21 protein-coding genes and 3 tRNA genes are annotated in these 25,246 nt (G+C 71.5%); 12 read left to right on the top strand and 12 right to left on the bottom strand.

The genetic code is table 11. The annotated features are described in order from the left end of the window. The first annotated feature begins 82 nt into the window (after positions 1–82). The 4 genes from D0Z67_RS08660 to D0Z67_RS08675 all read left to right on the top strand — a co-directional run bounded on the left by D0Z67_RS08660 (position 83) and on the right by D0Z67_RS08675 (position 5,101). Positions 83–1,141 carry a MerR family transcriptional regulator gene (locus D0Z67_RS08660; RefSeq protein WP_031179689.1) on the top strand — a complete coding sequence of 353 codons (1,059 nt, stop codon included), beginning with the start codon at positions 83–85 and terminating at the stop codon, positions 1,139–1,141. Positions 1,142–1,179: 38 nt separating this feature from the next. Then, positions 1,180–2,634 carry an acyl-CoA synthetase gene (locus D0Z67_RS08665; RefSeq protein ID WP_031179688.1) on the top strand — a complete coding sequence of 485 codons (1,455 nt, stop codon included), beginning with the start codon at positions 1,180–1,182 and terminating at the stop codon, positions 2,632–2,634. 202 nt (positions 2,635–2,836) lie between these two features. After that, positions 2,837–3,874: a rod shape-determining protein gene (locus D0Z67_RS08670; RefSeq protein WP_031179687.1), complete on the top strand. Its 1,038-nt coding sequence runs from the start codon at positions 2,837–2,839 to the stop codon at positions 3,872–3,874. A 399-nt stretch (positions 3,875–4,273) separates the two neighbouring features. Next, the gene (locus D0Z67_RS08675) at positions 4,274–5,101 is read left to right on the top strand and encodes a glycoside hydrolase domain-containing protein (RefSeq protein ID WP_031179686.1); all 828 of its coding nucleotides are present in this window, start codon (positions 4,274–4,276) and stop codon (positions 5,099–5,101) included. Between the two features lie 10 nt (positions 5,102–5,111). On the opposite strand, the gene D0Z67_RS08680 is transcribed toward D0Z67_RS08675, so the two are convergent. The 5 genes from D0Z67_RS08680 to D0Z67_RS08700 all read right to left on the bottom strand — a co-directional run bounded on the left by D0Z67_RS08680 (position 5,112) and on the right by D0Z67_RS08700 (position 8,992). Further along, entirely contained in the window at positions 5,112–5,636 is a 525-nt protein-coding gene (locus D0Z67_RS08680) for a DoxX family protein (protein WP_031179685.1), read from the bottom strand. 75 nt (positions 5,637–5,711) lie between these two features. Beyond that, positions 5,712–7,250, bottom strand: coding sequence for an N-acetylmuramoyl-L-alanine amidase (locus D0Z67_RS08685; RefSeq protein WP_031179684.1), 1,539 nt, complete (start codon positions 7,248–7,250; stop codon positions 5,712–5,714). Between the two features lie 86 nt (positions 7,251–7,336). After that, the gene (locus D0Z67_RS08690) at positions 7,337–8,077 is read right to left on the bottom strand and encodes a D-Ala-D-Ala carboxypeptidase family metallohydrolase (protein WP_031179683.1); all 741 of its coding nucleotides are present in this window, start codon (positions 8,075–8,077) and stop codon (positions 7,337–7,339) included. A gap of 40 nt (positions 8,078–8,117) precedes the next feature. After that, positions 8,118–8,540: a hypothetical protein gene (locus D0Z67_RS08695; RefSeq protein WP_031179682.1), complete on the bottom strand. Its 423-nt coding sequence runs from the start codon at positions 8,538–8,540 to the stop codon at positions 8,118–8,120. A 50-nt stretch (positions 8,541–8,590) separates the two neighbouring features. Then, a complete protein-coding gene (locus tag D0Z67_RS08700; RefSeq protein ID WP_031179681.1) occupies positions 8,591–8,992 on the bottom strand; it encodes a hypothetical protein in 402 nt (133 codons plus the stop codon). 141 nt (positions 8,993–9,133) lie between these two features. Between D0Z67_RS08700 and D0Z67_RS08705 the strand changes: the two genes are divergently transcribed. Beyond that, a complete protein-coding gene (locus D0Z67_RS08705) occupies positions 9,134–10,132 on the top strand; it encodes a helix-turn-helix domain-containing protein (RefSeq protein WP_031179680.1) in 999 nt (332 codons plus the stop codon). Here the strand turns inward: D0Z67_RS08705 and D0Z67_RS08710 are convergent. The 3 genes from D0Z67_RS08710 to D0Z67_RS08720 all read right to left on the bottom strand — a co-directional run bounded on the left by D0Z67_RS08710 (position 10,053) and on the right by D0Z67_RS08720 (position 13,707). After that, entirely contained in the window at positions 10,053–11,033 is a 981-nt protein-coding gene (locus tag D0Z67_RS08710) for an amidohydrolase family protein (RefSeq protein WP_051887500.1), read from the bottom strand. The two genes, D0Z67_RS08705 and D0Z67_RS08710, sit on opposite strands and share 80 nt — an antisense overlap. Beyond that, on the bottom strand, positions 11,030–12,325 hold the full coding sequence (locus D0Z67_RS08715; RefSeq protein WP_051887499.1) for a methyltransferase domain-containing protein: 1,296 nt from the start codon (positions 12,323–12,325) through the stop codon (positions 11,030–11,032). Before D0Z67_RS08715 ends, D0Z67_RS08710 begins: the two co-directional genes overlap by 4 nt. Positions 12,326–12,396: 71 nt before the next feature. After that, a complete protein-coding gene (locus D0Z67_RS08720) occupies positions 12,397–13,707 on the bottom strand; it encodes a prenyltransferase/squalene oxidase repeat-containing protein (protein WP_031179677.1) in 1,311 nt (436 codons plus the stop codon). A 254-nt stretch (positions 13,708–13,961) separates the two neighbouring features. Between D0Z67_RS08720 and D0Z67_RS08725 the strand changes: the two genes are divergently transcribed. From D0Z67_RS08725 to D0Z67_RS08735, 3 genes are all read left to right on the top strand, one after another. Next, a complete protein-coding gene (locus tag D0Z67_RS08725; protein WP_031179676.1) occupies positions 13,962–14,849 on the top strand; it encodes an alkaline phosphatase family protein in 888 nt (295 codons plus the stop codon). Between the two features lies 1 nt (position 14,850). Continuing rightward, positions 14,851–16,128: an MFS transporter gene (locus tag D0Z67_RS08730; RefSeq protein WP_031179675.1), complete on the top strand. Its 1,278-nt coding sequence runs from the start codon at positions 14,851–14,853 to the stop codon at positions 16,126–16,128. Between the two features lie 272 nt (positions 16,129–16,400). Beyond that, entirely contained in the window at positions 16,401–17,423 is a 1,023-nt protein-coding gene (locus tag D0Z67_RS08735; protein ID WP_031179674.1) for a TolB family protein, read from the top strand. Positions 17,424–17,888: 465 nt separating this feature from the next. Here the strand turns inward: D0Z67_RS08735 and D0Z67_RS08740 are convergent, their stop codons facing one another. From D0Z67_RS08740 to D0Z67_RS08755, 4 genes are all read right to left on the bottom strand, one after another. Continuing rightward, complete coding sequence (locus tag D0Z67_RS08740) at positions 17,889–18,467, bottom strand: DUF4352 domain-containing protein (protein WP_234312632.1); 579 nt, start codon at positions 18,465–18,467, stop codon at positions 17,889–17,891. A gap of 478 nt (positions 18,468–18,945) precedes the next feature. Further along, positions 18,946–19,019, bottom strand: a tRNA-Ile gene (locus tag D0Z67_RS08745). Between the two features lie 180 nt (positions 19,020–19,199). Next, positions 19,200–19,272, bottom strand: a tRNA-Asn gene (locus tag D0Z67_RS08750). 6 nt (positions 19,273–19,278) lie between these two features. Continuing rightward, positions 19,279–19,351 (bottom strand) — tRNA-Asn (locus D0Z67_RS08755). A 171-nt stretch (positions 19,352–19,522) separates the two neighbouring features. Between D0Z67_RS08755 and D0Z67_RS08760 the strand changes: the two genes are divergently transcribed. From D0Z67_RS08760 to D0Z67_RS08775, 4 genes are all read left to right on the top strand, one after another. Then, on the top strand, positions 19,523–19,831 hold the full coding sequence (locus D0Z67_RS08760; RefSeq protein WP_031179672.1) for a hypothetical protein: 309 nt from the start codon (positions 19,523–19,525) through the stop codon (positions 19,829–19,831). A 96-nt stretch (positions 19,832–19,927) separates the two neighbouring features. Further along, on the top strand, positions 19,928–21,382 hold the full coding sequence (locus tag D0Z67_RS08765) for a xylulokinase (protein ID WP_031179671.1): 1,455 nt from the start codon (positions 19,928–19,930) through the stop codon (positions 21,380–21,382). Positions 21,383–21,509: 127 nt separating this feature from the next. Continuing rightward, positions 21,510–23,243, top strand: a complete 1,734-nt coding sequence (locus tag D0Z67_RS08770; RefSeq protein ID WP_031179670.1) for an ABC transporter ATP-binding protein — start codon at positions 21,510–21,512, stop codon at positions 23,241–23,243. Beyond that, positions 23,243–25,171 (top strand): ABC transporter ATP-binding protein, encoded by a 1,929-nt coding sequence (locus tag D0Z67_RS08775; protein WP_031179669.1) that lies wholly within the window; start codon positions 23,243–23,245, stop codon positions 25,169–25,171. Before D0Z67_RS08770 ends, D0Z67_RS08775 begins: the two co-directional genes overlap by 1 nt. Positions 25,172–25,246 lie beyond the last annotated feature (75 nt).

Raw genomic sequence — 25,246 nt, forward strand, 5'->3', positions numbered from 1 at the left:
CCCTGTTGACCTTCCCCTTCGGTGAAGCCCCAGCATCGGTGGCGAAGCGAGGAACCGGCCTTTCGAAGGAGCCTGGACGGACATGGATCTGCTGACCATCGGCGCGTTCGCCAAGGCGTCCGGACTCTCCCCCAAGGCCCTGCGGCTCTACGACGAGCTGGGCCTGCTGCGCCCGGCACGCGTCGACCCGTACACCGGCTACCGCTACTACGCCGTAACCCAGTTGGACCGGGCCCGGCTGGTGGCGTGGCTGCGGCGGCTCGGCATGCCGCTGGCCCGGATCCGCGCGGTGAGCGCCCTGGACGGGGCGGACGCGGCGCGGGAGGTCCGGGCGTACTGGGCGGGTGTGGAGGCGGAGACGGCCGTGCGGCGGGATCTGGCCGCGTTCCTCGTGACCGAGCTGACCGAGGCACCGAGAGAGGGAACCACCATGCTGGAACTGCGCTGCGCCGCCCACTCGGACCAGGGGCACGTCCGCCCCGCCAACCAGGACACCGTCTACGCCGGCCGCAGGCTGCTCGCCGTGGCCGACGGCTTCGGCCCGGCCGGGGCACCGGCCAGCGGTGCCGCCGTCGAGGCGCTGAGGTTCCTCGACGGGGAGGACGGGCCGCGACCGGGCAACGTGCTGAACCTGCTGGCCGACGCCGTGCGGGGCGCGAACGCTGCCGTACGGGACGTCACGGAGGGGGCCGAGGACGCGGGCACCACGCTGACCGCGCTGCTCTGGACGGGGTCGCGGCTGGCCCTGGCGCACATCGGGGACAGCCGGGCCTATCTGCTGCGCGGGAGCGGGCTGTTCCGCATCAGTCACGACCACAGCGTGGTGCAGTCCCTGCTGGACGAGGGCCGCCTCACCCCGGCGGAGGCCGAGAGCCACCCGCAGCGGTCGCTGCTGCTGAAGGTCCTCGGGGCCGACTCCGACCCGGACCTCCGGCTGCACGAGGCCCTCCCCGGCGACCGCTACCTGCTCTGCTCGGACGGCCTGACCGGGGTCGTCCCCGACGACCGGATCAGGGAGCTGCTCGCCGCCGCCCCGGACCCGGAGACGGCCGTACGGTCGCTGGTCGACGCGGCGAACACGGCGGGCGGTCCGGACAACGTGAGCTGCGTGGTCGGGGACGTGATGCCCCCCGTGGGGTAGGAAGGGGCTGTCGTACCCGGCAGCGAAGGAGTCCCCGCGTGTCCTCCCTGTTCCCCGCCCTGACGGACCCCCGGACGGCCGGAAGGACGGCGCTGCGCTTCGGCGCCCGGTCGCTGTCGTACGCGGAACTCGCCTCCGCCGCCGGGGCGGTGGCCGGGCGGCTCGCGGGCCTCGGCCGGGTAGCGGTGTGGGCGACGCCCGAGCTGGAGACCGCCGTGGCGGTGACCGGGGCGCTGCTCGCCGGGACGGCCGCCGTGCCGCTCAACCCGAAGTCGGGGGACGGGGAGTTGGCGCACATCCTCGCCGACAGCGACCCGGCGCTCGTCCTGACCGCGCCCGGCGCCGAACTCCCGCCCGTCCTCGCGGACCTGCCCCGGCTGGAGGTCTCCGGCACCGGGCCGGTCCCGGAGGACGTCTACGGGGACGAGGACCCGGCGCTGATCGTCTACACCTCCGGCACCACCGGCCCGCCCAAGGGTGCCGTCGTCCCGCGCCGGGCGCTCGCGGCGACCCTGGACGCGCTGGCCGACGCCTGGCACTGGACCGGGGACGACGTGCTGGTGCACGGGCTGCCCCTGTTCCATGTGCACGGGCTGGTGCTGGGCGTCCTCGGCCCGCTGCGGCGCGGCGGCTCGGTCCGCCACCTGGGCCGTTTCTCCCCCGAGGGCGTGACCCGCGAGCTGAACGACGGCGCGACCATGGTGTTCGGCGTGCCCACCATGTACCACCGGCTGGCCGAGGCCCTGCCGGCCGACCCCGGGCTGGCGAAGGCGCTCGGCCGGGCCCGGCTGCTGGTGTCCGGCTCGGCCGCGCTGCCCGTGCACGACCACGAGCGGATCGCGGCGGCGACCGGGCGCCGGGTGATCGAGCGGTACGGCATGACGGAGACCCTGATGAACACCTCCGTACGCGTCGACGGCGAGGCCCGCGCGGGCACCGTCGGCGTACCGCTGCCCGGGGTGGAGCTGCGGCTGGTGGAGGAGGACGGCACCGAGCTGACCGCGCGGGACGGGGAGAGCGTGGGCGAGATCCAGGTACGTGGCCCGAACCTGTTCACCGGGTATCTCAACCGGCCCGACGCGACCGGGGCCGCGTTCACCGCCGACGGCTGGTTCCGCACCGGGGACGTGGCGGTGCGGGAGGCCGACGGGTATGTGCGGATCGTCGGCCGGAAGGCCACCGACCTGATCAAGAGCGGGGGTTACAAGATCGGGGCCGGCGAGATCGAGAACGCGCTGCTGGAGCTCCCGGCGGTCGCGGAGGCGGCCGTCACTGGGGAGCCGGACGCGGACCTGGGCGAGCGGGTGGTGGCCTGGGTCGTACCGGCGGACCCCGAAGTGCCGCCGCTGCTCGCGGAGTTGGCCGGTCATGTGGCCGCGCGGCTGGCCCCGCACAAGCGGCCCCGCGTGCTCCATCTGCTCCCGGCGCTCCCCCGCAACGACATGGGCAAGATCATGAAGCGGGCCCTGACACCCCCGGACCCGACCCGCTGACACCCCCGGACCCGGCTCAGTGACACTCCCGGGCCCCGAGGGCCAGCCCGACACGGCATGGTCGCGCCGAAACCCCCCATTCAGCGGCGCCCCGCCCGGCCCCCTCCAGAAGGCACCCGCGCCGGTGCCCGCGCAGGATTTCCAGTGAGGCCCGCCGGACCAGGGGGCCCGCCCATGGTCAGCGCACTCGGGAGGAACTGCCGTGACCGTCAGCCTGGAGCAGTTGAGCCGCTGCCACTTCGCCGTCGACCTGGGCGCGGCCCGCACCCGGGTGTTCGTGAAGGGTGCCGGACTCGTCGTCGACCAGCCCTCGGTGGCGGCCGTGAACACCCGTACCGGCGCGCTCATCGCGGTCGGTGACTTCGCGGAGCAGATGACCGGGCGCACCCCGCAGTACATCCGGGTGGTGCGGCCGGTGTCCGGGGGCACGGTGGTCGACATCGAGATGGCGCAGCGCATGCTGCGGCACCTGATCGGCGACCGGATGCGCCGCGCGCTGCGCCGCAAGCCCCGGCTGCGCGCGGCCGCCTGCACCCCGCACGAGGCCGACCCGCTGGCCCGCCGGGCGACGATCGAGACGCTGGTCGGGCTCGGCGCGCGCCGGGTGGAACTGGTGGACACCCTGATCGCGGCGGCCGTCGGCTGCGGGCTCCCGGTGGAACGCCCCGAGGCCACCATGGTGATGGTGTGCGGGGCGGCGGCCACCCAGGTCGCGGTGCTGTCGCTGGGCTCGATCGTCACCGCCGAGCGCATCCCGGTCGGCGGTGAGGCGGTGGACCGGGCGATCGTGCAACACCTGCGGCACGAGCACGAGTTGATGCTGCCCAGCCAGTCGGTGCGGCCGCTTCAGATCGCCCTCTCGGACAACGGTCTGACCCCGCAGGGCCCGGTGTCCACCGAGATCCACGGCCGGGACGTGGCCACGGGCCTCGCCCGGAGTGTGCGGGTGGACACGGCCGCGATGCGCGACGCGATCCACACCCCGCTGCTGGCCGTCCTCGACGGCATCGGCAAGGTGCTGCGGGACTGCCCGCCGGATCTGGTGGCCGATCTGGTGGACCGGGGCATCATGATGGTCGGCGGCACCGCGCTGCTGCCGGGCCTGGACAAGATGCTCCAGGAGGCCATCGGCATCCCGGTGCACATCGCGGAACGCCCCGACATCTGTGCCGTACAGGGCCTTGGCGCCATGCTGGAAGGGCGGATCGCCCCGCTGGTCCTGGCCCCGCTGGCCGCCTGAAGCCCGTTTCTCAGTAGGGCAGGACGCGCCCCGACGGCGTCCTGCGGTCGATCTCCTGGCCCCGCGGAGCCGCTGGCCGACGACTGACCCGCACTCGAATCTGACGCTCCACGTCACCCTCCTCCCAACCGACACCGAACACCGGTAGGAGGACGGTGCCCAGAACGCGACCGCCCCAAGCCCGCCCGGCGAAAAGAATGCGATCACCCCGTTCCCGGCCCCACGGCCGGGCAACCGGCACACCGGGCACACAACCCCCGCGCGCACCCCTTGCATTAGAGTGCTGTCACTTCGTACGCCCGCCGCCCCGGAGCCGGACGGCCGCCGTACCGGAAGTCACATCGTTCGCCCCGCGCCGCGCCGTCCGCCTGCCGTGGGGCATGAGCATCTGGGGTGGGGATGTCCAGCCATCGGCTGTCCAAGAAGAGTCGTTACATCGCCTGGGCCACCGCCGGTGTCGCGGTCGTCGCCGGGGCCGGCGTCGCGGCGCAGGTGTCCAGCGCGGCCACCGTCTGGCCCGCGCAGAAGACCTTCGCCGGCCGTGCCTTCGACACCTGCACCGCGCCGTCCGTGGCCGCGATGAAGGCGTGGAAGACCGGTTTCTACGGCGCCGCCGCCGTCTACATCGGGGGCAGGAACCGCGGCTGCGCCCAGCCGAACCTCACCGCGTCCTGGGTGAAGACGGTCAACTCCCAGGGCTGGAAGCTGATCCCGCTCTACGTCGGCGCCCAGCCGCCCTGCCAGAAGAGCGCCAACCCGGAGAAGATGACCGCCGCCAACGCGACCTCCCTCGGCGCCACGGACGCCAAGGACGCGGTGTCCAAGGCGTCCGCGCTCGGCATGAGGGCGGGCAGCGCGGTCTACCTCGACATGGAGCCGTACGACACCACGGACAAGGCGTGCGACAACGCCGTGCTGTCGTACGTCCGTTCCTTCACCAAGACGCTGCGCGGCAAGGTGTACCGGGCGGGCTACTACGGCTTCACCAGCTCCAGCGCGAAGGCCGTGGCGACCGCGACCGACAAGACCGACCTCCCGGGCAACCTCTGGTACGCCCTGTGGGACCAGCAGAACACCACCACGACCGACTGGCCCTGGGACCCGAAGACCTTCACGAACCACAGCCGCGCCCACCAGTACATGGTCAACAGCAAGGAGTCGCGCGGCGGTCACACGATCACGGTGGACCGCAGCGCGTGGGACGCACCGGTCGCGATCGTCGGCTGACGGGACACCCCTAGAGGCTGAGCGTGATCGCCGCGCCGATGCCGCCCAGGCCGAGGGCCAGGGCGGCGGAGGGCCAGCCGCCCCGGCCCCAGGGGAAGAAGCGGTCGAGGGCCAGGCGGCCGGGGCCGGTGGCGGCCATGCCCGCGGCGACGGCGGCGATGCCGAGGTTGTACTCGAGACCGCCGTCGGACGCCCACAGGCCGTGCTGGGCCGTGACCAGCGCCATCGCGTTGATCATGACGCCGATCAGCGCGGCGCAGGCCAGGGGTGTCAGCAGGCCGACGGCGAGGCCGAGGCCACCGGCCAGTTCGGACAGTCCCGCGATGGTGGCGAAGACCTTGCCCGGCCGGTAGCCGAGAGCCTCGAACCCTTGGCCGGTCACGGTCAGCCCCTGGCCGCCGAAGACCCCGAACAGCTTCTGCGCCCCGTGGGCCGCCATCACCAGACCGAAGGTCACTCTGATGAGCAGCAGCCCCCAGTCGGCGGCGGAGCCGAGCGTGGCACGGGCGGGTCGGTCGGTACGCGTTGTGGTCATGGGCGATGCTCCGAAGGCCCCCCACCTGGATCGGAAGGTACGGGCGGCTCCCCCCGCGCGTGCCTTCCCAGGCTATTAGCGTCCGGCCTGCAGCGCGCCCCAGGTGGCGGGTCCGACCTGACCGTCGACGCCGAGCGAACGGCTGGTCTGGTAGTCCCGTACCGCCTGCTGGGTGCCCGAGCCGAAGTCGCCGTCCGCCGTGACCGTCCGCCCGAGGGCCGCGGTCAGGGCCCGCTGGAGTCGCTGGACTGCGGCGCCGGTGCTGCCCTGGCTGAGCGCGGGCGTGCTGCCGGCCGAGAGGAGCGCGGTCCAGGTGCGGGCGCCCACCACACCGTCGGCGCCGAGTCCGCGCGCCTTCTGGAAGGCGGTCACGGCCGAGGTGGTCTTCGTGCCGAAGCTGCCGTCGACGGTGCCCGCGTCGAAGCCCTGCGCGTTCAGCAGCGACTGCGCGGCCGAGACCTGGGCGCCGGTGGAGCCGGAGCGCAGGGTGTCGTACGACGGGAAGCCGAGCTGGACCTCGCCGCCGCCGGTGGAGCCGCCGACCAGCTGCATGTAGTAGGTCCAGTTCCAGTTCGGACCCGGGTCGGTGTGGTCGTTGCCGGGCACCTCGGAGTGGCCGACGATGTGCGCGCGGTCCTTGGGGATGCCGTAGCGCGCGCAGATGGAGGCGGTCAGCGCGGCGGAGGAGCGGTACATCGCGTCGGTGAACCAGCTCGGGTCGTCGACGTACCCCTCGTGCTCGATGCCGATACCGCTGGCGTTCCCGGAGCGGGCGTGCCAGGCGGTGTCCTTCTCCCGCACCATCTGGGTGATCTGGCCGTCCGAGGACCGCACCACATAGTGCGCGCTGACCTGCGCCGACGGGTTCTGGAACCAGCTGATCGTCCCGGCGTACGAGCCCTCGGTGACGTGGATGACGACCTTGCTGACCGACGCCGTGCGGCCGACCGCGTAGTTGGCCGCGTTGGCCGGGACCCAGAGGGCGGAGGGGTAGTCGGGGCTCTGCGCGGCCGGAGCGAGGCTGCCGCGCTCCGGGGCGACCTTCCGGGCGGGGAGGGTCAGCCTCTCGCCGCCCTCGGCGCGGGCGGTGACGCCCTTGGCCAGGAAGGTGTAGACGGTGTCGGCGTAGAGCCGGGCGGTGGCGGGGTCGGTGGCGCCGCCGTACCGGGCCAGGAGCGGGTACCAGGAGTCGGTGTCACGCCGTTCGGCCTTGCTCAGCCCGGCATGGTCGGCGTAGGAGCGCAGGACGGCGGCGCCGCCCCGGATGTTGGCGGCCGTGTCGGTGCGCAGCTCGCGGGCGGTGTCGCCGGTGAGCCGGGAGGCCAGCTCCAGGGTGTGCTGGTCGGGGTTGCTGACCAGGTGCATCACGCCGTAGCCGCCCGCCTGGCTGGGCAGGCCGTGGTGGCCGTCGAGGTGGGTCTCGCTGTAGCCGAGGGCGATCAGCAGGTCGCGCGGGACGCCGTACTCGGCCGCCGCGCCGCTGAAGGCGTGGGCGACGGGGCCCTCGGCTCTGTCCGCGCGGGGCGCGGCGCTGACGGGCTGCACGGCTGCGGCGACGACGGCCAGGGTGCCGAGGCCGGCGAGGGCCGCGCGGCCCAGGGGTATGCGGGGCATGGGGGTGTGACCTTCCGGGTGGGGGGGTGGTGGGCGTGCGGGGGGCCGGGGACCTCGTGCGGTCCCCGGCCCCGGGCTGCGGCGGATCAGATGGTGCCGCTCTCCCACCACCAGGAGCGGCCGAGGTCGGCACGGCTGTCCACGTGCTGGTGGTCGGTGTCGTAGTGCTCGAGGCCGGAGAAGCCGCAGGTCTCGGCCTTCTGGTAGACGGTGCGGTTGGAGACGCCGGGCACGTCCAGGTCGGCCGCGGTGCCGTACAGGTGCATGCTGTCGCTGGCGCCGCCGATCTCGGCGTTGTGCGCGATGCTGCGGAAGCCGGAGTTGACGGTGATCGGCACGTTGCCGAGCTTCTTGCGCAGCGCCTCCAGCTTGTACATGGCCCGGCGGGCGTTCTCCTTGACGGCGGCCGCGCTCACCTTGCCGCCGTTGAAGTTGCCGTTCGAACGGTCGTAGAACTCGCTCCAGTTGAAGTGCGCGGTCGAACCGTCCGACTGCTCAAGGGCGTTGAGCTGCGCCTGGGTCGCGGGGCCGGCGCTGCCGTCGGCGGAGAGACCGTACGCGGCCTGGAAGCGGCGCACCGCGGCGGCCGTGCCGGGGCCGAAGTCGCCGTCGATGCTCACCCGCGACTGCGAGGCGGAGTCCGCCGCCCAGCCGGCCACCCGGATCTGCAGCTCGGTCACGTCGGCGCCGGTGGCGCCCTGGTTCATGGTGCGGGTCCAGTTGTACGCCTGCGCGCTGCCCGAGAGCAGGACGGGCCCGGCGAAGACGCCCGCGGTGGCGGCGAGGGTGCCGCGCAGGATGGTGCGGCGGTTCGGCGAGAAGGTCATCGTGAACTCCCTTGTATTTCCGGTCAGAAGGCGTCTGCGGTCAGAAGGCGAGCTGGAACGGGACGTTCTGGGCGTCGGAGTCGTAGGCGTGCACGCGCAGCTTGAAGCGGGTGCCGTCCTTGACGTCGGTGGCGACGGTCGCCCACTGGGGGCCGAACGTCGAGTAGGTGTTGTCGTGGTTGCACAGCGTGGTGTGGTCCACGAAGACGATGCAGGCGTCCAGGAAGCCGGTGGCCGAACTGCTGAGCTTGATGTTGATGTCGGAGCAGCGCGAGGTGGTGGTGTAGGTGCCGTACTCGACCGCGGCGGTGGAGTAGCGGTAGGTGAGGGACTTGGCGCCGCCGTAACAGGAGGTGGCGGCGGCGGCCTTCCCGGGCTGGGCGACGGCCGGGGCGGTGGCGCCGGCGGCGAGCAGCGCGGTGGCGGCGGCGAGTACGGCCGCGGTTCTCCGGGTGCGGGTCATGGTGGGTCCGATCACTTGTGGAGAGCGGGAGTTGGGGCCCTTGCGGGGCTTCAGAAGGCGATCTGGACGCGCGCCGAGGCGCCTTCGAGGTCGACGCCGAGGGGCATGGTGAACTTGCTGCCGTCCTTGACGTCGGTGGCGATGGTCTTCCAGCTCCGGCCGACCTTGGTCCAGTAGTTGCACTCGCCGACGCGAACGAACTTCACGCAGGCCCAGACGAATTCGGCGTCCCCGCTGATCATGCGGAGGTTGATGTCGGCGCAGCGGGAGGTCGTGGTGTACGGGCCGAACTCGACGGCGTCGCCGTAGCTGACGGTGACGGCGCCGCCGTAGCAACTGGTGGCCGCCGACGAGGTGTCGGCGGGTGCGGCCGACGCGGTGGCGGGCGCCGAGACGGCGAGGGCCGCGAGCAGGGCCGCCGCCGCGGCCGGGTGGGTGAGGATCTTCGCCATCGGGTTCCTTCGGTCTGCGGAAGGTGCGGGTGGTGCCTCGGAGATCGGTGCGGCGGAGCGAGTTCATGCTCCGGTGTGCGCTTTCGGCTGTCATGCTCATTCGAACAGGGTGAAATGACCCCGGTGGAAAGGGTGTTGAGCGTGCTTCGCTTCCATTTCTCGGCCGAGGACGTGGCCCGGACACGGGTCGCCGCCGCCCCGCACGCCCTGTGGGAGATCGCCGCGAGCCTGCACCGCTTCCAGACACCGGCCGGCCGCTGGGCCTATGCGCACTGGTACCGCACGGCCCGTGAGCGGTTACGGCAGGCGGGGCTGGAGAGCGCGGTACGGCAGTTCCTGCTCCCGCTGTACCCGCGCGCCTCGTACTGGCCGGACTTCCTCACCCCGCTGGAGGGCGTGGCCGGCCTGGAGGCGGGGCTGAAGGCCATCCTGGCGACGCCCCCGGCGCAGGTGACGGCGGAACTGGCGGCGCTGGCCCGGATACGGCGCGTGCCCGCGCACCTCGCCCGGCTGCCGGAGAGGGAGTCGCGCACCGAGCTGGTGAGCGTCCTGCGGGCCTACCACCGCGCGGTGATCGAGCCGCACGAGGAGTGGATGCACGAGGGCGTGCACACCGAGCGCGTACGGCTGGCCCGGCACTCCCTGGACGGCGGCACCGAGGGCCTGCTGGGCGGCCTCGGCCCGACGGTGCGGTGGCGGCACCCCCGGCTGGAGATCGGCACGTACCCGACGGAGCACGACATCCGCCTCCAGGGCCGGGGCCTGCTGCTGATCCCCTCCTATTTCTGCTGGAAGGGCCCGGTCTCCCTGGCCGACCCCGCCCTGCCCCCGGTCCTCGCCTACTCCCTCCACCACGAGCCACCCCGGCCCACGGCTGGCTCACCCTCCCTGGAGATCCTCCTCGGCCGGGCGAGAGCGAGAGTCCTGCGCGCCACCGCCGCCGGCGCCACCACCACCGAGGCCGCCCACCGCGCCGGCGTCACCCCCGCCACCGCCACCCACCACACCACCGCCCTCCGCGACGCCGGCCTCATCACCAGCCACCGCCACGGAAACTCCGTCATCCACACGCTGACGCTGCTGGGGGCGACGATGCTGAGCCGGAACGTACGGGAGGCTCCGCCGGGGACCGGGAGCTGAAGCGGTGCCCGGCGGCACGTGCCTGGAGATCCCGGATCGCCTCGGGAGTCACCCCCAGGACGTCTGCCGCGAGGCGGAGTTCGTCGTCCAGGGTCCGGCCGGTGTGCAGCGGCACGTCGGAGTTGAACGAGACCGGAACTCCCGCCTCCAGGAACGCGGGGAGCGGGTGCGCGACCGGGCCGGGGACGGCTCCCAGGACCACGTTGGAGGTCAGGGAGACCTCCAGCAGGATGCCGTCACGCGCCATCCGCCGCAGCAGGGCGGAGCTGGTGGCTGCCGACACCCCGTGGCCGATGCGCTGAGCGCCCAGGACGTCGAGTGCCCGCCAGATGTGCTCCTTCGGGCCGAACTCGCCCGCGTGGACGGTCCGTCCGAGCCCCGCGTCGGCGGCGGCACGGAAGAGGGGCACGGCAGGCCGTACGTCGGGATGCTGGATCTCGTCGCCGGCGAGGTCGACACCCGTGAACACCGGGGGCAGTTCGGCGAGCCGCTCGGTGACCATGGCGAGGAACGGTGCGGGGCTGTCCCGGTTGACGAGCAGGACGGCCCGCACCACGGGGTCACGCAAGGGAGCCAGGCAGTCCTGGACGGTGTCGGTGAACTCCTGCCAGGTCATGCCGTCCCGCAGGAATCGGCGGGGCGAGAGACGCAACTCGACGTGGTCGACGCCCTGTTCACGCTGCTCGTCGTGCACGTCGGCGAGGAAGCGCCGAAGATCCCGGCCCGCGACCGGAACGGCGTCCGCCCGGTCCACCCGGTGCGCCTCGAAGAACAGGTGGCGGTCACCGAAGTCCCGGCCCGGCATGCCGAGTTCGCGCCGCTTGCGCTCCTCGGGTTCGAGGTGGAGGTGCAGATGGGGCAGCACCGGCGCGCGGGCGGCCGGAGCGGGGGACGGAATCACTCCGTCTTCCGCAGCCAGAATTTGACCCAGCGCTGCATGTCCTCGGAGGAATCCTTCTCCTCCTCGACCCAGGACCGCACCACCTCGAACCGTGCCTGCCGGGCGAGCGTGACCAGGTCGTCGATACGGTAGTAGAAGAAATGCCGGAGAAATGTACTGTCGGCCCCTATCGGCAAAGAGGCGTGCCCCTCGCCTTCCTTGACCGAAATGTGCGTGATGCCTCCGGGGCGCAGTACGCGATGGAATTCGGCCAGCGCCCTGAGTAATTGCGCCGCCGGCAGATGAAGCAGCACCGCCGAGCACCAGACGCTGCCCATCGACGCACCGGCCAGCGGAAGGGCCCGCACGTCACCGCTCACCTTGCGGACCCGGGGATGATCCGGTGCCAGGCCGAGCAGAGGCAGACAGGCGTCCAGGGCGATCACCTCCTTGCCCGCGTCCCCGAATGCCACCGCGTCACGTCCGGCCCCCGAGCCCGCGTCCAGCAGCGGACCCTCGTGGGAACGGGCGAAGGCGACGATGTCCTGCGGCATCGACGAACCGGCGGCGAAGCGGCGGGTCCGTTCCGCGTAACCGGCCGCCCCGGCCCCGTAGGCGAAGAGGGTCTCGCGCATCTGCCGCTCCTCGGGGGAATCCGCCGAGCCGCTCAGCCGCCGTGCGGTGTCCGCGCAGTGATCGAGGAAGGGGAAGGCCGCCCAGTCCCACAGGTGCGGCCGCTCCAGCGTTTCCGACCAGACGCGCCGCGCGAACTGCGAGGGAAGATCAGGATCGGCCAACAGGTACACCTCGTCACGTTTCCATGTGCAGAAGTAATAGTTTTCCCCGCGCCGTGCGGTGTCAACGACATCGGCGAACTCGGAGCTTTTCCGACTTCCCGGCGCCACGAACCGGGCAGAATGCGCCGCGTTGAGAAGCGGGAATATATGGAGGTGCGAATGTACGATGCAGGACCCGCCTCCGCCGCCGGTCGCGCCGGAGGAGCCGTGCTCCACCAGGACGGTGGCGTGGCCGAGTTCCCTCTCGATCAGGCCGGCGTACCGCCAGGCGACAGAGAGCGCCTCGGCCAGTTCCCGGGGCGGGAGTTCGCCGAGGCTCGCGGTGTGCCGGTGCGGCACGATCAGCGCGTATCCGGGCAACAGCGCGCCGAGTCCGGCCAGTACGTCGACCCCGCCGGTACGCCGGATCAGGCGCGAGAAACCCTGGCGCCGGACGCGCAGGCCGCCTCGCGGGGTCCGCTCCGGGACGAAGCTTCCGGTGGCGTGGGCCCCGAACGCGCCGACCTCGTCGCACATTTCACAGGGGGCGCCCTCCTCGGCCGGCAGGAGCGCGGGCCCGTCCCGTAACTCCCGGCGGGTACCGGCCCTCATCCGCTCGCCCCGGCCCGCGCGGCCCGACGGTCCCAGATGACCTGAAAGGCCATCAGCAGCACCGGGAAGATCAGTGCGGTGAGGAAGTCCTTCACCGAGAACGTCCCCGCGAGGAGCAGGGCCACGGGGACCCCTGTCGTCACGGCCGCGACGAGCCAGAGGGCGAGCACGGCCTTGCGGTTCCTGATCCAGTCGAACAACGCGTTCTGGATCAGCAGCCGTCTCGTCAGATCCTGGGCCACGTCCTCGCTCTGGACGATGGCACAGCCGGGGAAGAGCAGGGCCGCCTTGGCCCGTGGCGTGGAGAGAATGGCCGAGCGGGCGGAGGCCAGCGCCGAGACGAAGGGCCACAACGCCCACACCGACGGTCTCATCGGGCTGCGCGGCAGCTCCCAGTGACCGCCCTCGAGCTGGGTGTCCATGATCGCGTTGACCGAGTCGAACACCTTCTTCTGCAGGGGGTCGACCACTCCGGTCGAGAGGATCGCGGAGAGGGCCAGCGGCCCGGCGAAATGCGGCAGCGAGTTCTGGAAGACGGCCTGGATGTCGCCGTCCGCGTAGGGGACGTCGTACTCCTCCACCGTCGTACTGCGCTCGACGTGGATGCCCGGCTCGATCCGCTCCAGCAGCCACTCCGCCGTCTGCCGCATGGTGTTGGCGCTGAGCGCTCCGGGGGTCCGGGACAGCGCCAGCAGGGCGACGCTGGTGTGCAGCATCGTGGGCTCCGCGCCGGGGGTGGGACCCCAGGCGGGGGTACGGGCGTTCTGCCCGTCGATGAGCCAGCGCTGCGCCCCGGCCAGCGCGTCCGTTCCCGCCCCGCTCTCCTGGAGCGCCAGCATGTTCAGCGCGGTGTGGAAGACGCGGGAGGGCTGACCGAGATAGGAGCCCCAGCCGAAGTCGACGTTCTGGTTCACCCGGAGCCATTCCGCGCCGCGCGCCAGCGCCGCGCCGCCCAGCACCCCGGTGCCCGGCCTGCTGAGCGCGCGCACCACCCACGACGTGGCCTCCGCGATCGGGAACCCGTTCGTCGTACGGACCGACCAGCCGCCGTCGGTGCTGTCCTCCGACGCCCGCTGCTGACTCAGCAAATAGGCCACCACGTCCGGCGTCCGCTCGAACCGGACCCCGGCCACGCTGAAGCAGAACAGCCCCACGGCCGATGCGGTGACCCCGGGACTCGGATCGTCCAGGTAGTGGTACCAGCCCGCCGCTCCCCGCACCGTACGGAAGTTGTGACGCAGACAGCCGAGCGCACGGTCGATGCTCGCCGTGAGGCCGGTACCCGATAATTCCGCGGTCGCGCGCACTGTCCAGTTCCCCCCGGTCGGCTCGGCCCCCGCATGAAGCGCCCCACCGGGCGCGCACCGGAATCGGTGCGAGGAGTATGCCCGTCCGGACGGACGGCGACACGGACCACCGGTCCGGGCCCAAGGCGGCCGTGGGGAGCGGGCGTTCATCCGGATTTCATCTGGCGGGACGGGGGCCGTCGGGCGAGGCTGGGTTGGCGCGTACATGCTCATGCCGCACCGCCCACGCCCCCGCTCCTCACCGGAGGTCAGAAGTGTCCGGCAGAAACGTCCCCCGTCGCGGCCGTGCCGCCGTGGCGTCCGCTCTCGCCCTCGTCGCCGCCGCGGCCGGACTGTGGTCGGGCCTCGGCGGTTCCTCGCCCGCCCAGGCCGCGGCCGCGGTCCCGACCCCGGACCACACGGTCGTCGTGGTCTTCGAGAACCACGCCTACAGCCAGGTGATCGGCTCCTCCAGCGCGCCGTACATCAACTCGCTGCGCACCGGCGGCGCGAGCCTCACCGCGTCCTACGCCGAGACCCACCCCAGCCAGCCCAACTACTTCGCCCTGTTCTCCGGTTCGACCCAGGGCATCACCGACGACAGCTGCTACACCCCCGGCTTCTCCTCCGCGCCCAACCTCGCCTCCGAGCTGATCGGCGCGGGCAAGTCGTGGGCCAGCTACAACGAGACGCTGCCCAGCCAGGGTTCGACCACGTGCAGCAGCGGCGACTACGCACGCAAGCACAACCCGTGGTTCGGCTTCAGCAACGTCCCCACGTCCAGCGCCAAGACGTTCACCCAGTTCCCGACGGACTACTCGACGCTCCCCCAGGTCTCGTTCGTCACCCCGAACCTGTGCAGCGACATGCACGACTGCTCGGTCTCCACGGGCGACACCTGGCTGAAGAACAAGCTGGGCGTGTACGCGAGTTGGGCCAAGACCCACAACAGCCTGCTCGTCGTCACCTTCGACGAGGACAACCGGCTCAGCGGCAACCGCATCCCCACGGTGCTGTACGGCCAGCGTGTGGCGGCGGGCGCGACCTCCTCGACCACGTACAACCACTACGACCTGCTGCGCACGCTGGAGGACATGCACGGCCTGCCGCACGCCGGCAACGCCGCCTCCGGCAAGGACATCACCGGCATCTGGACCTCGTGACATGTACGTAGCGGACAGCCGCTCCGGGGCGCCCCGGACGGCCACGTCCGCGGCGGACGCCGTCCGGCCCCGGGCCGGGCGGCGCCTCCCCGCGGTCGCGCCCACCGTGCTGGCGCTCGGCACGGTCAGCCTGATCACCGACGTCTCCTCGGAGATGGTCACCGCCGTGCTGCCCCTGTACCTGGTGGCGGGTCTCGGCCTGTCCCCGCTGGGCTTCGGGCTGCTCGACGGCATCTACAACGGCGTCTCGGCGCTGGTCCGGCTGGCCGGCGGCCACCTCGCCGACCGGGGCGGCGGACGCCACAAGTGGGTGGCGGGCGCCGGGTACGCCCTGTCGGCGGCCTGCAAACCATTACTGCTGGTGGCTCATACCCTTACCCCGATCGGCCTGGTACTGGCACTCGACCGCACCGGCAAGGGCCTGCGCACCGCCCCGCGCGACGCGCTGATCTCCCTGTCCAGCACCGCCGAGAACCGCGGCCGCGCCTTCGGTGTGCACCGGGCGATGGACACGGCGGGCGCGCTGCTCGGCCCGCTGGCCGCCTTCCTCGTCCTGCGCGCCACGGTCGACGGCTACGACGCGGTCTTCACCGTCAGCTGCTGCGTGGCGGTAGTGGGGGTCCTGGTACTGGTGCTCTTCGTACCAGGAGGCGCGGCCACTCCCCGCGCGCAGAACGCCACCCGCGCCACCCTGCGCGCCGCCTTCGCCCTGCTGCGCCGCCGGGACCTGCGACGCATCGCCGTCTGCGCGCTGCTGCTCGGACTCGCCACGGTCAGCGACTCCTTCGTCTACCTGCTGCTGCAACGCCGGCTCGGCGTGCCGGACCGCTGGTTCGCCCTGCTGCCACTCGGCACGGCGGCGGTCTTCCTGCTGCTGGCGGTGCCGCTGGGCCGGATCGCCGACCGGGCCGGCCGCTGGCGGGTCTTCCTCGGCGGCCACCTCGCCCTGCTCCTGACGTACGGGCTGCTCCTCTTCCCCTGGCACGGCACCGCCCTGCCGTACGCCGTCCTACTCCTGCACGGCGCCTTCTACGCGGCCACCGACGGCGTACTGATGGCGGCCGCCGCCGACAGCGTGCCGCCCGAACTCCGCTCCTCCGGCCTCGCCCTGGTCCAGACGGGCCAAGCCCTGGCCCGCTTCACCTGCTCCCTGTCCTTCGGCGCGGCGTGGACGGCGTGGGGCGACCGCGCGGCGCTGACCGGGTCGGCCGTGGCGCTGGCGGTGTGCGGCGGGGTGGCGCTCGTTTTGCGGCCGGGCGGGTTGCGGGGCGCGGCGTGATCCTGGGTTTCGGCAGGGGGTCCTGGTACCGGCGTACGGGTTCCAGTACCTGCCTACGGGTCCTGGTACCGACGTATGGGTTCCAGTACCTGCCTACGGGTCCTGGTACCGACGTACGGGCTCCGGTACCGGTGTACGAGTCCCGGTACCGGCGTGCGGCTCCCAGTACTGGCATACGGATCCTGGTACCCGCGCACGCATCCCAGTACTGACGTACGGGTCCCGGTACTGGCCGCCCTCCCCCCGCGTCCCACCACCCCCGAAAGGCCAGCATGACCCTCCGTTCCCGCATCCTGATCCTGGTATCGGCGCTCGTCGTCCTGGTAGGTGTCGCGGCGGCGTCCGTGCTGCACGCGTCCGCGCGGGCCGACCGGCGGGACGAGGCCCGTCCAGGCGGTCCCAGGATCACCGCCGGACGGGTCACGCTGACCGGAGGCGCCCGCCGTGTGGTCTTCCGGAACATGGCGTGGGGCCCGCACCGCGACGAGTTGGTGTCGGCCCCGGCCGCCGACCCGTCCGGCCCCCGTACCGCGTCCGGCGTCAAGTGCCTGCGTTTCTATGCCGCTTCGGGCACCGGGGTGTGCCTGCGGGCGGTGCACGGGCCGGTGCAGGACACCTACCGCGCGGTGATCCTGGACGCCCGGCTGAAGGAGCGGGCCCGCTACGACGTGCCCGGCATTCCCTCGCGCGCCCGGGTCTCCCCCAGCGGCCGGTTCGCCGCCTGGACGGCGTTCGTGGGCGGCGACTCGTATGCCGGTATCGCCTTCTCCACCCGGGCGGCGATCGTCGATACCCGTACCGGTCGGCTGACCCCCACCCTGGAGGCGTACCGGATCGTCAAGGACGGACGGCCCTACCAGGCGGCGGACGTGAACTTCTGGGGCGTCACCTTCGCGGCCGACGACCGCACCTTCTACGCCACCATGGCGACGCGCGGCAGCACCTACCTGGTCCGCGGCGACCTGAGCGCCCGCACGCTCACCACGGTGCACCCGAACGTCGAGTGCCCCTCACTCTCCCCGGACGGCACCCGCATCGCCTACAAGAAACGCGTCAAGGGCGCCCCGAAGGACGCCCCCTGGCACCTGTACGTCCTGACCCTGAGCACCGGCCACGAAACACCTCTCGCCGAACCCCGCAGCGTCGACGACCAGTTGGTCTGGCAGGACAACCACACCCTGACCTACGCCCTCCCGGGCGACTACGGCGCCGACCTCTACACCGTCCCGGCCAACGGCACGGGCGCAGCCCACCGCGTGACAACGGCGGCGGTGTCTCCGGCGTACGTGGACTAGACGTACGCCGGGTACTGGTTGCGGGCGGTTGAGCTTCAACGGGAAACCCACGGGCACACGAGCACGGCAGTAGGCGACTGCACGGAAGGGGCCCTGGATGGAGACATTTACTCGTCTGGCAAACAGTAGACCCGACGGACCTTCCTGGTCACCGTACTTAATGATCGGGATATTCACGGTCGTCGCCATCATCATGGCCACTCGATACATCAAGGACAAGAAGAACAAGTAGCCCTTAGGGGTGGGCGCCCGTTTCAGGCATCCGCCCCTAAGAATCCAAGGACTTCCTATGCGGCGAAGGAGGTCCGTGCTCCGGGTTTTCCGGCCTTGGTGGTGATGTCGCCCGGCTGGGCCGCGCCGAAGGCGGTGCAGTGACTGGTCCGTCAGGAGCCGGCACGCGCACCTGGCAGTCCGGGCAGCGGGCGGGGCCTCACACTCGCTGTGCGGACCCTTCGGATCGCATCGCTACTTTCGGACGGCCCATTCGATCGGCGAGCTTCCTCCAAGCTCATACGAGATACGGTCCGGCGTCTTCTTGCCGGGCACCGGAAAGGAAATCAGGCCGGCCGCGCATCGGCCGGGGCTGAGGGTCTTCTCCACGGGGAACTCCGGCTTCGGCATGTCCCCTCCGTTCAGGCCGGTCGTGGCAATGCTGGTGCCATCGGCATAGCTCAATGACCAGACAGACTGGTCCACGATGAGCGGTCCCCCGCTGCCGTCGCAAACCTTGGCCTTGACCGTGGCCCAGGTGTCGCCGCCCAGGCTGGCGTCCGGCTTCTCCGGCTGCGGTCCCTTGAAGGGCTGCTGGTACTCCAAAGCCTGCACGGTGAAGGTGACCCCCTGATCGTCCTGGAGAGTCTGTTCGGTGCCCATCTTCAGTGCGACGCCTTCGTCCTGAGCCGGCGGGCTGCTTGGGGCTGCGGTCACGGTCTGGGTGGTGGTTACGGTGACACGAGGTGCTGGCTCGCTGCTGCCGCACGCGCCGGCGGTGGCCGCAACGAGCAGGACTGCACCGGCTGCTGCGATTGCTCTGGTGATGTTCATGGTTCCCCCCTGGGCTCCTCCGAGCCAGGGAGATCATTCCGGTAGCTGGGCGGGGATGTGAACGCAGACGCAGGAGGGCGCCGTAATGCAGTCGGGCTACAGCCGGCCGCACTCCAGGCTGGTCTCGCCACCCAGCGGCGCATGCACCTCCCTCGCCAGTTCCGTTCGCAAGATCGCCGCGCGCCGTCCTCCACAGCCAAGGTCCCCAGCACGACGGTGAGCAATGACAGAGGCTCAGTCGGCGCGCGCAGCCGGAAGTTGCTCCTCGCTGTGCCGGTGCCCTCCCCGACGGGGGCTCGGCCGTGGGACCGTCACCCGACTCTTCCACGACACCGGGGTAGGAAAACCACAGGTCACAGCCGCACAGGTGGCATCCCGGGCGCATCTGAGCCGCCGTCTACCGCACAGCGTGCGGCGAGTACCGCATGCTCCGCACCCGCAAAAACCACGTTCCCGCAGGTCAAGCCACTACTACAGGTGGGGCGGGTGGGACTCGAACCCACGGCCGACGGATTATGAGTCCGCTGCTCTAACCGGCTGAGCTACCGCCCCTCGCGGCGTGTCGCGTACAACTGTGCGCGCCGTCTGCCGCAGCATAGCCGCTCATACGATCTCCTGCTTCGGATGGTCGGCTTCCGCGCTGCTTCCCTGACCTGGCACGACTCCCCGGATCCGGGACCGGACATGAAAAAGGACCCCGCAGGGTCCTCGTCCACCGTCTCGTCCAACGCGCTCCCCCGACTGGACTCGAACCAGTAACCTGCCGGTTAACAGCCGGCTGCTCTGCCAATTGAGCTACAGGGGACCGAAGCTCCCCCGACTGGACTCGAACCAGTAACCTGCCGGTTAACAGCCGGCTGCTCTGCCAATTGAGCTACAGGGGATCGCTTCGTCTGCATCGAACGCATCCACCTGGGTATTCGCCAGGGGGCGGGCGCTCGCTGCGACACATACATTAGCGCAAGCAGGGGGGTGCTCCGCCAATCGGTTCGCCTCCGGCGCCGGCACAGCACCACAGACCCCCGTCAGGGACTACGCAAGGAAGGGTGGCCCACATGCGCTACCGGCTCACGTTCGTCGCCGGACTGGCCGTCGGATACGTACTCGGAGCACGCGCCGGTCAGCAGCGCTACGAGCAGATCAAGAAGGCCGCTCGCGGGATCGCGCAGAACCCCGCCGTGCGCAACTCCGCCGAGACCGCCGCCCAGCAGGGCAAGGTCTACGCGGGCAAGGCGCTGCACACGGTGAGCGAGAAGGTCGGCGATCACGTCCCCGAGTCGTTCACCGACCGCGTCCGCGCCCGGCTCGGCCGCGGTGGCCACGGACGGCCGGCCGAGGACGACTGGGGCACCAGCCACCCCTGAACCGGCCACCCCGTACATGTGCCCCCTGAGCAGGCGCTCCAGGGGGCACAGGCGTCCCGGGCGGAGCAGCCCGCACTCTGCGGCAGAATTTGAGCCATGGGGATAGTCGCCGGGTTGGACAGTTCGCCCGCATTCACTCGCATCGTGGTCTGCGACACGGACACGGGGGCCGTGCTGCGTCAGGGGTATGCCCCGCATCCACTGGACGTGCCGGACGGCGCCCCGCGCCCCAGCGACGTCGATCCGCAGGCGTGGCTGCTCTCCCTGGGGGAGGCCGCGGGCGGCGGGCTGCTGGAGGGCGTGCAGGCCATCGGCGTCTCCACACAGGCCAACGCCGTGGTCCCGCTGGACGCGCAGGGCAACACCGTGCGCCCGGCGATGGCCGGGGCCGACAAGCGGGCCCAGGTGGCCGCGGCCGATCTGATCGACGCGCTCGGCGGCCGGGAGGCGTGGGCGCAGGCGGTGGGCTGTGTGCCGCAGGCCGCCCGGCCGGTGACCAAGCTGCGCTGGCTGGCGAAGAACGAGCCGGAGAACGCCAGCCGTACCGCCGTACTGCTCCAGGCGCACGACTGGCTCGTCTGGCAGCTGCTGGGGCGGCCGGTGCGCCGGACCACCGACCGGGGCGGCGCCTCGGGCACCGGGTACTGGTCCGCCGCGACCGGTGCCTACCGGCCCGACCTGGTCGAGCTGGCGCTCGGCCACCAGGTGGCGCTGCCCGAGGTGATCGGCCCCGCCGAGGCGGCGGGCACCACCCCGGAGGGGCTGCTGATCTCGGCCGGTACGGGCGAGACGATGGCCGCCGCCTTCGGCCTCGGGATCGGCCTGGGCGACGCGGTGGTCTCGCTGGGCGCGTCCGGGTCGGTGATGGCCGTGCACACCGAGGCGCTGGCCGACCAGACCGGGATGATCACCTCCCTCGCCGACGCCACCGGCATGCACCTGCCGGTCGTCACCACACTGAACGCGGTACGGGCCCTGCGCGGCACCGCCGAACTGCTGGGCCTGCCCGGCCTGGAGGCCCTCTCCGAGCTGGCGCTGACGTCCACTCCCGGCTCGCACGGCCTGGTGCTGCTCCCCTACCTGGAGGGCGAGCGCACCCCCAACCTGCCGCACACCGCGGGCACCCTGGCCGGTCTTCGCCGGGAGTCGATGAAGGCCGCGCACCTGGCGCGGGCCTCGTTCGAGGGCATGCTGTGCGGGCTCGCGGACGCGCTGGACGTGCTGCGTGGCCGGGGGGTCGCGGTGCGCCGGATCTTCCTGCTGGGGCAGGCCGCCGAGCTGCCCGCCGTACAGGCCATGGCGCCGTCGCTGTTCGGGGTGCAGGTGGTCGTGCCGCAGCCCGCCGACTACGCGGCGATCGGCGCCGCCCGGCAGGCCGCGTGGGCTCTCGGGGCCGCGCAGGGCACCCTGGACCCGCGTACGCCGCCCGCCTGGCACGGGGCGGCCGCGCAGGTGCTGGAGCCGGGCGACGACCTGGCCGTGGGGCAGGCGGTGCGCCAGCAGTACGTGGCGGTGCGGGAGCAGACGCATCCGGGGGCGTTCCGGGCGTAACGGTACGTACCGGACGGAGGCGACGGGGCACCCGATGGGTTAATCGGTTGAGGTAACACCGGTGGAGTGTCCGACGATAGGGCCATGGGCGGTTTCACCGTCCCACCGCCGACTCCGAGAGACAAGCGTGCTCATACGACTTCTGCGGACCTGTCTCAGGCCCTACAAGAAACCCATCGCCCTGCTGGTGGTGCTCCAGCTCCTCCAGACCAGCGCCACGCTGTACCTGCCCACCCTCAACGCGCACATCATCGACAACGGTGTCGTGAAGGGTGACACGGGTTACATCCTGTCGTTCGGCGCCCTGATGATCGGCATCTCGCTGGTCCAGGTCGTCTGCAACATCGGTGCCGTGTACTTCGGCGCCCGTACCGCCTCCGCGCTCGGCCGGGACCTGCGCGGCGCGGTCTTCGACCGGGTGCAGTCCTTCTCCTCGCGGGAGCTGGGCCACTTCGGCGCGCCGTCGCTGATCACCCGCACCACCAATGACGTGCAGCAGGTCCAGATGCTGGTCCTGATGACGTTCACCCTGCTGGTGTCGGCGCCCATCATGTGCGTCGGCGGCATCGTGCTGGCCCTCGGCCTGGACGTGCCGCTGTCCGCCGTGCTGATCGCGGTGGTGCCGGTGCTGGGCATCTGCGTGATGCTGATCGTGCGCCGGCTGCGGCCGCTGTTCCGGGCGATGCAGACCCGGCTGGACACCGTGAACCGGGTGCTGCGCGAGCAGATCACCGGCAACCGCGTGATCCGTGCCTTCGTCCGCGACGAGTACGAGCACGGGCGGTTCGGGAAGGCCAACGGCGACCTGACCGAGATGCAGCTCGCCACCGGCCGGATGCTGGCGTTGATGTTCCCGATGGTGATGACCGTGGTGAACGTGTCGTCCATCGCGGTGGTGTGGTTCGGCGCACACCGGATCGACAGCGGCGGGATGCAGATCGGTGACCTGACCGCGTTCCTGGCCTATCTGATGCAGATCGTCATGTCCGTGATGATGGCCACCTTCATGTTCATGATGGTGCCGCGCGCGGAGGTGTGTGCCGAGCGCATCCAGGAGGTGCTGGGCACCGAGTCCAGCGTCGTGCCGCCGGTGGCCCCGGTCACCGAGCTGCGCGGGCGCGGACACCTGGAGATCCGGAACGCCGGCTTCCGCTATCCGGGGGCCGAGGAGCCGGTGCTGCGCTCCATCGACCTGGTGGCGCGCGCGGGCGAGACCACGGCGGTGATCGGCTCGACCGGCAGCGGCAAGTCGACCCTGCTCGGCCTGGTCCCCCGGCTGTTCGACGCCACCGAGGGCGAGGTCCTGGTGGACGGCGTGGACGTCCGCGAGGCCGACCCGGCCCTGCTGGCCCGCACCGTGAGCATGGTCCCGCAGAAGCCGTACCTGTTCGCCGGCACCGTCGGCAGCAACCTGCGCTACGGCAAGCCGGACGCCACCGACGACGAGCTGTGGGCGGCGCTGGAGACCGCGCAGGCCAAGGAGTTCGTGGAGCGGCTGGAGGGCGGTCTGGAGGCGCCGATCTCGCAGGGCGGCACCAATGTGTCGGGCGGTCAGCGCCAGCGCCTGGCCATCGCCCGCACGCTGGTCCAGCGCCCGGAGATCTACCTCTTCGACGACTCGTTCTCCGCGCTCGACTACGCCACCGACGCGGCGCTCCGCGCGGCGCTCGGCCGGGAGACGGCGGACGCCACCGTGGTGATCGTGGCCCAGCGGGTGGCGACCATCCGCGACGCGGACCGGATCATCGTGCTGGACGAGGGCCGGGTGGTGGGCTCCGGCCGCCACCACGAGCTGATGGCGGGCAATGAGACGTACCGGGAGATCGTGCTCTCCCAGCTGACGGAAGCGGAGGCCGCCTGATGGCCGGTCCCATGGGACGCATGATGGCCGGGGGCGGCCCCGACCAGCGGTCGATGGACTTCAAGAACTCGGGCAAGCGGCTGGTGTCCCAGTTCCGGCCCGAACGGGTCACCATCTACGGCCTGCTGGCCTGCGTGGTGATCAGCGTCGCGCTGAACGTGATCGGCCCGAAGATCCTCGGCCAGGCCACCGACCTGGTGTTCGCCGGCATCGTGGGCCGGCGGATGCCCGCGGGGGCGTCCAAGGAGCAGGTGCTGGACTCGCTGCGCGCGCGGGGCCAGGGCTCGGTCGCGGACATGCTGCGCAGCACCGACTTCACGCCGGGCCAGGGCATCGACTTCGACGCGGTCGGCCGGGTGCTGCTGCTGGCGCTCGGGGTCTTCCTGGTCGCGGGTCTGCTGATGGCGGTGGCGACCCGGCTGGTGAACCGGGCCGTGAACCGCACGATGTACCGGCTGCGCGAGCAGGTGCAGGCCAAGCTGTCGCGGCTGCCGCTGTCCTACTTCGACAAGCGGCAGCGCGGCGAGGTACTCTCCCGCGCCACCAACGACATCGACAACATCGGGCAGACCCTCCAGCAGTCGATGGGGCAGCTGATCAACGCGGTGCTGACCATCATCGGCGTGCTGGTGATGATGTTCTACGTCTCCTGGCTGCTGGCGCTGGTCGCGCTGGTGACGGTGCCGCTGTCCTTCGTGGTGGCCACCCGGGTCGGCAAGCGGTCCCAGCCGCACTTCGTGCAGCAGTGGCGCGTCACCGGCACGCTGAACGCCCACATCGAGGAGATGTACACCGGGCACACCCTGGTGAAGGTGTTCGGCCGCCAGGAGCAGTCCGCGAAGCAGTTCGCCGAGCAGAACGACGAGCTGTACGAGGCCGCGTTCAAGGCGCAGTTCCACAGCGGGGTCATGCAGCCGCTGATGATGTTCGTGTCCAACCTGAACTACGTGCTGGTCGCCGTCGTCGGCGGGCTGCGGGTGGCCTCGGGCACGCTGTCCATCGGTGACGTGCAGGCGTTCATCCAGTACTCCCGCCAGTTCTCGATGCCGCTGACCCAGGTCGCCTCCATGGCCAACCTGGTGCAGTCCGGGGTCGCCTCGGCGGAGCGGGTGTTCGAGCTGCTGGACGCCGAGGAGCAGGAGGCGGACCCGGTGCCGGCGACGCGTCCCGCCGAGCGGCGCGGCCGGGTGGAGCTGGACCACGTGTCCTTCCGGTACGACCCGGAGAAGCCGCTAATCGAGGATCTCTCGCTCACCGTGGAGCCGGGTCAGACGGTGGCCATCGTCGGCCCGACCGGCGCGGGCAAGACCACGCTGGTCAACCTCCTGATGCGGTTCTACGACGTCACGGGCGGCCGGATCTCCCTCGACGGGGTGGACATCCGCACCATGTCCCGCGACGACCTCCGCGCCGGGATCGGCATGGTCCTCCAGGACACCTGGCTGTTCGGCGGCACCATCGCGGAGAACATCGCCTACGGGGCCTCGCGCGAGGTCACCCGGGGCGAGATCGAGGAGGCCGCGCGGGCGGCCCACGCGGACCGGTTCGTCCGTACGCTGCCCGAGGGGTACGACACGGTGATCGACGACGAGGGGACGGGGGTCAGCGCCGGTGAGAAGCAGCTCATCACCATCGCGCGGGCGTTCCTCTCCGAGCCGGTGATCCTCGTGCTGGACGAGGCGACGAGTTCCGTGGACACGCGGACCGAGGTCCTCATCCAGAAGGCGATGGCCAAACTGGCCGACGGCCGCACCTCGTTCGTCATCGCCCACCGTCTCTCCACGATCCGGGACGCGGACACGATCCTGGTGATGGAGAACGGCGCGATCGTCGAACAGGGCACGCACACCGATCTGTTGGCGGCGGACGGGGCGTATGCCCGGCTGTACAAGGCCCAGTTCGCGCAGGCGGTCGCCGAGGTCGACTGAACCGGGGCGGGGGTGGGCGCACTTGCCCGCGTCGGCGGGGTGCCGCTGCGCCCACCCGTGCCGCCCCTGCGGCAC

Origin of the sequence: Streptomyces seoulensis (assembly GCF_004328625.1) — a bacterium.
In the GTDB taxonomy this organism is placed as follows: domain Bacteria; phylum Actinomycetota; class Actinomycetes; order Streptomycetales; family Streptomycetaceae; genus Streptomyces; species Streptomyces seoulensis.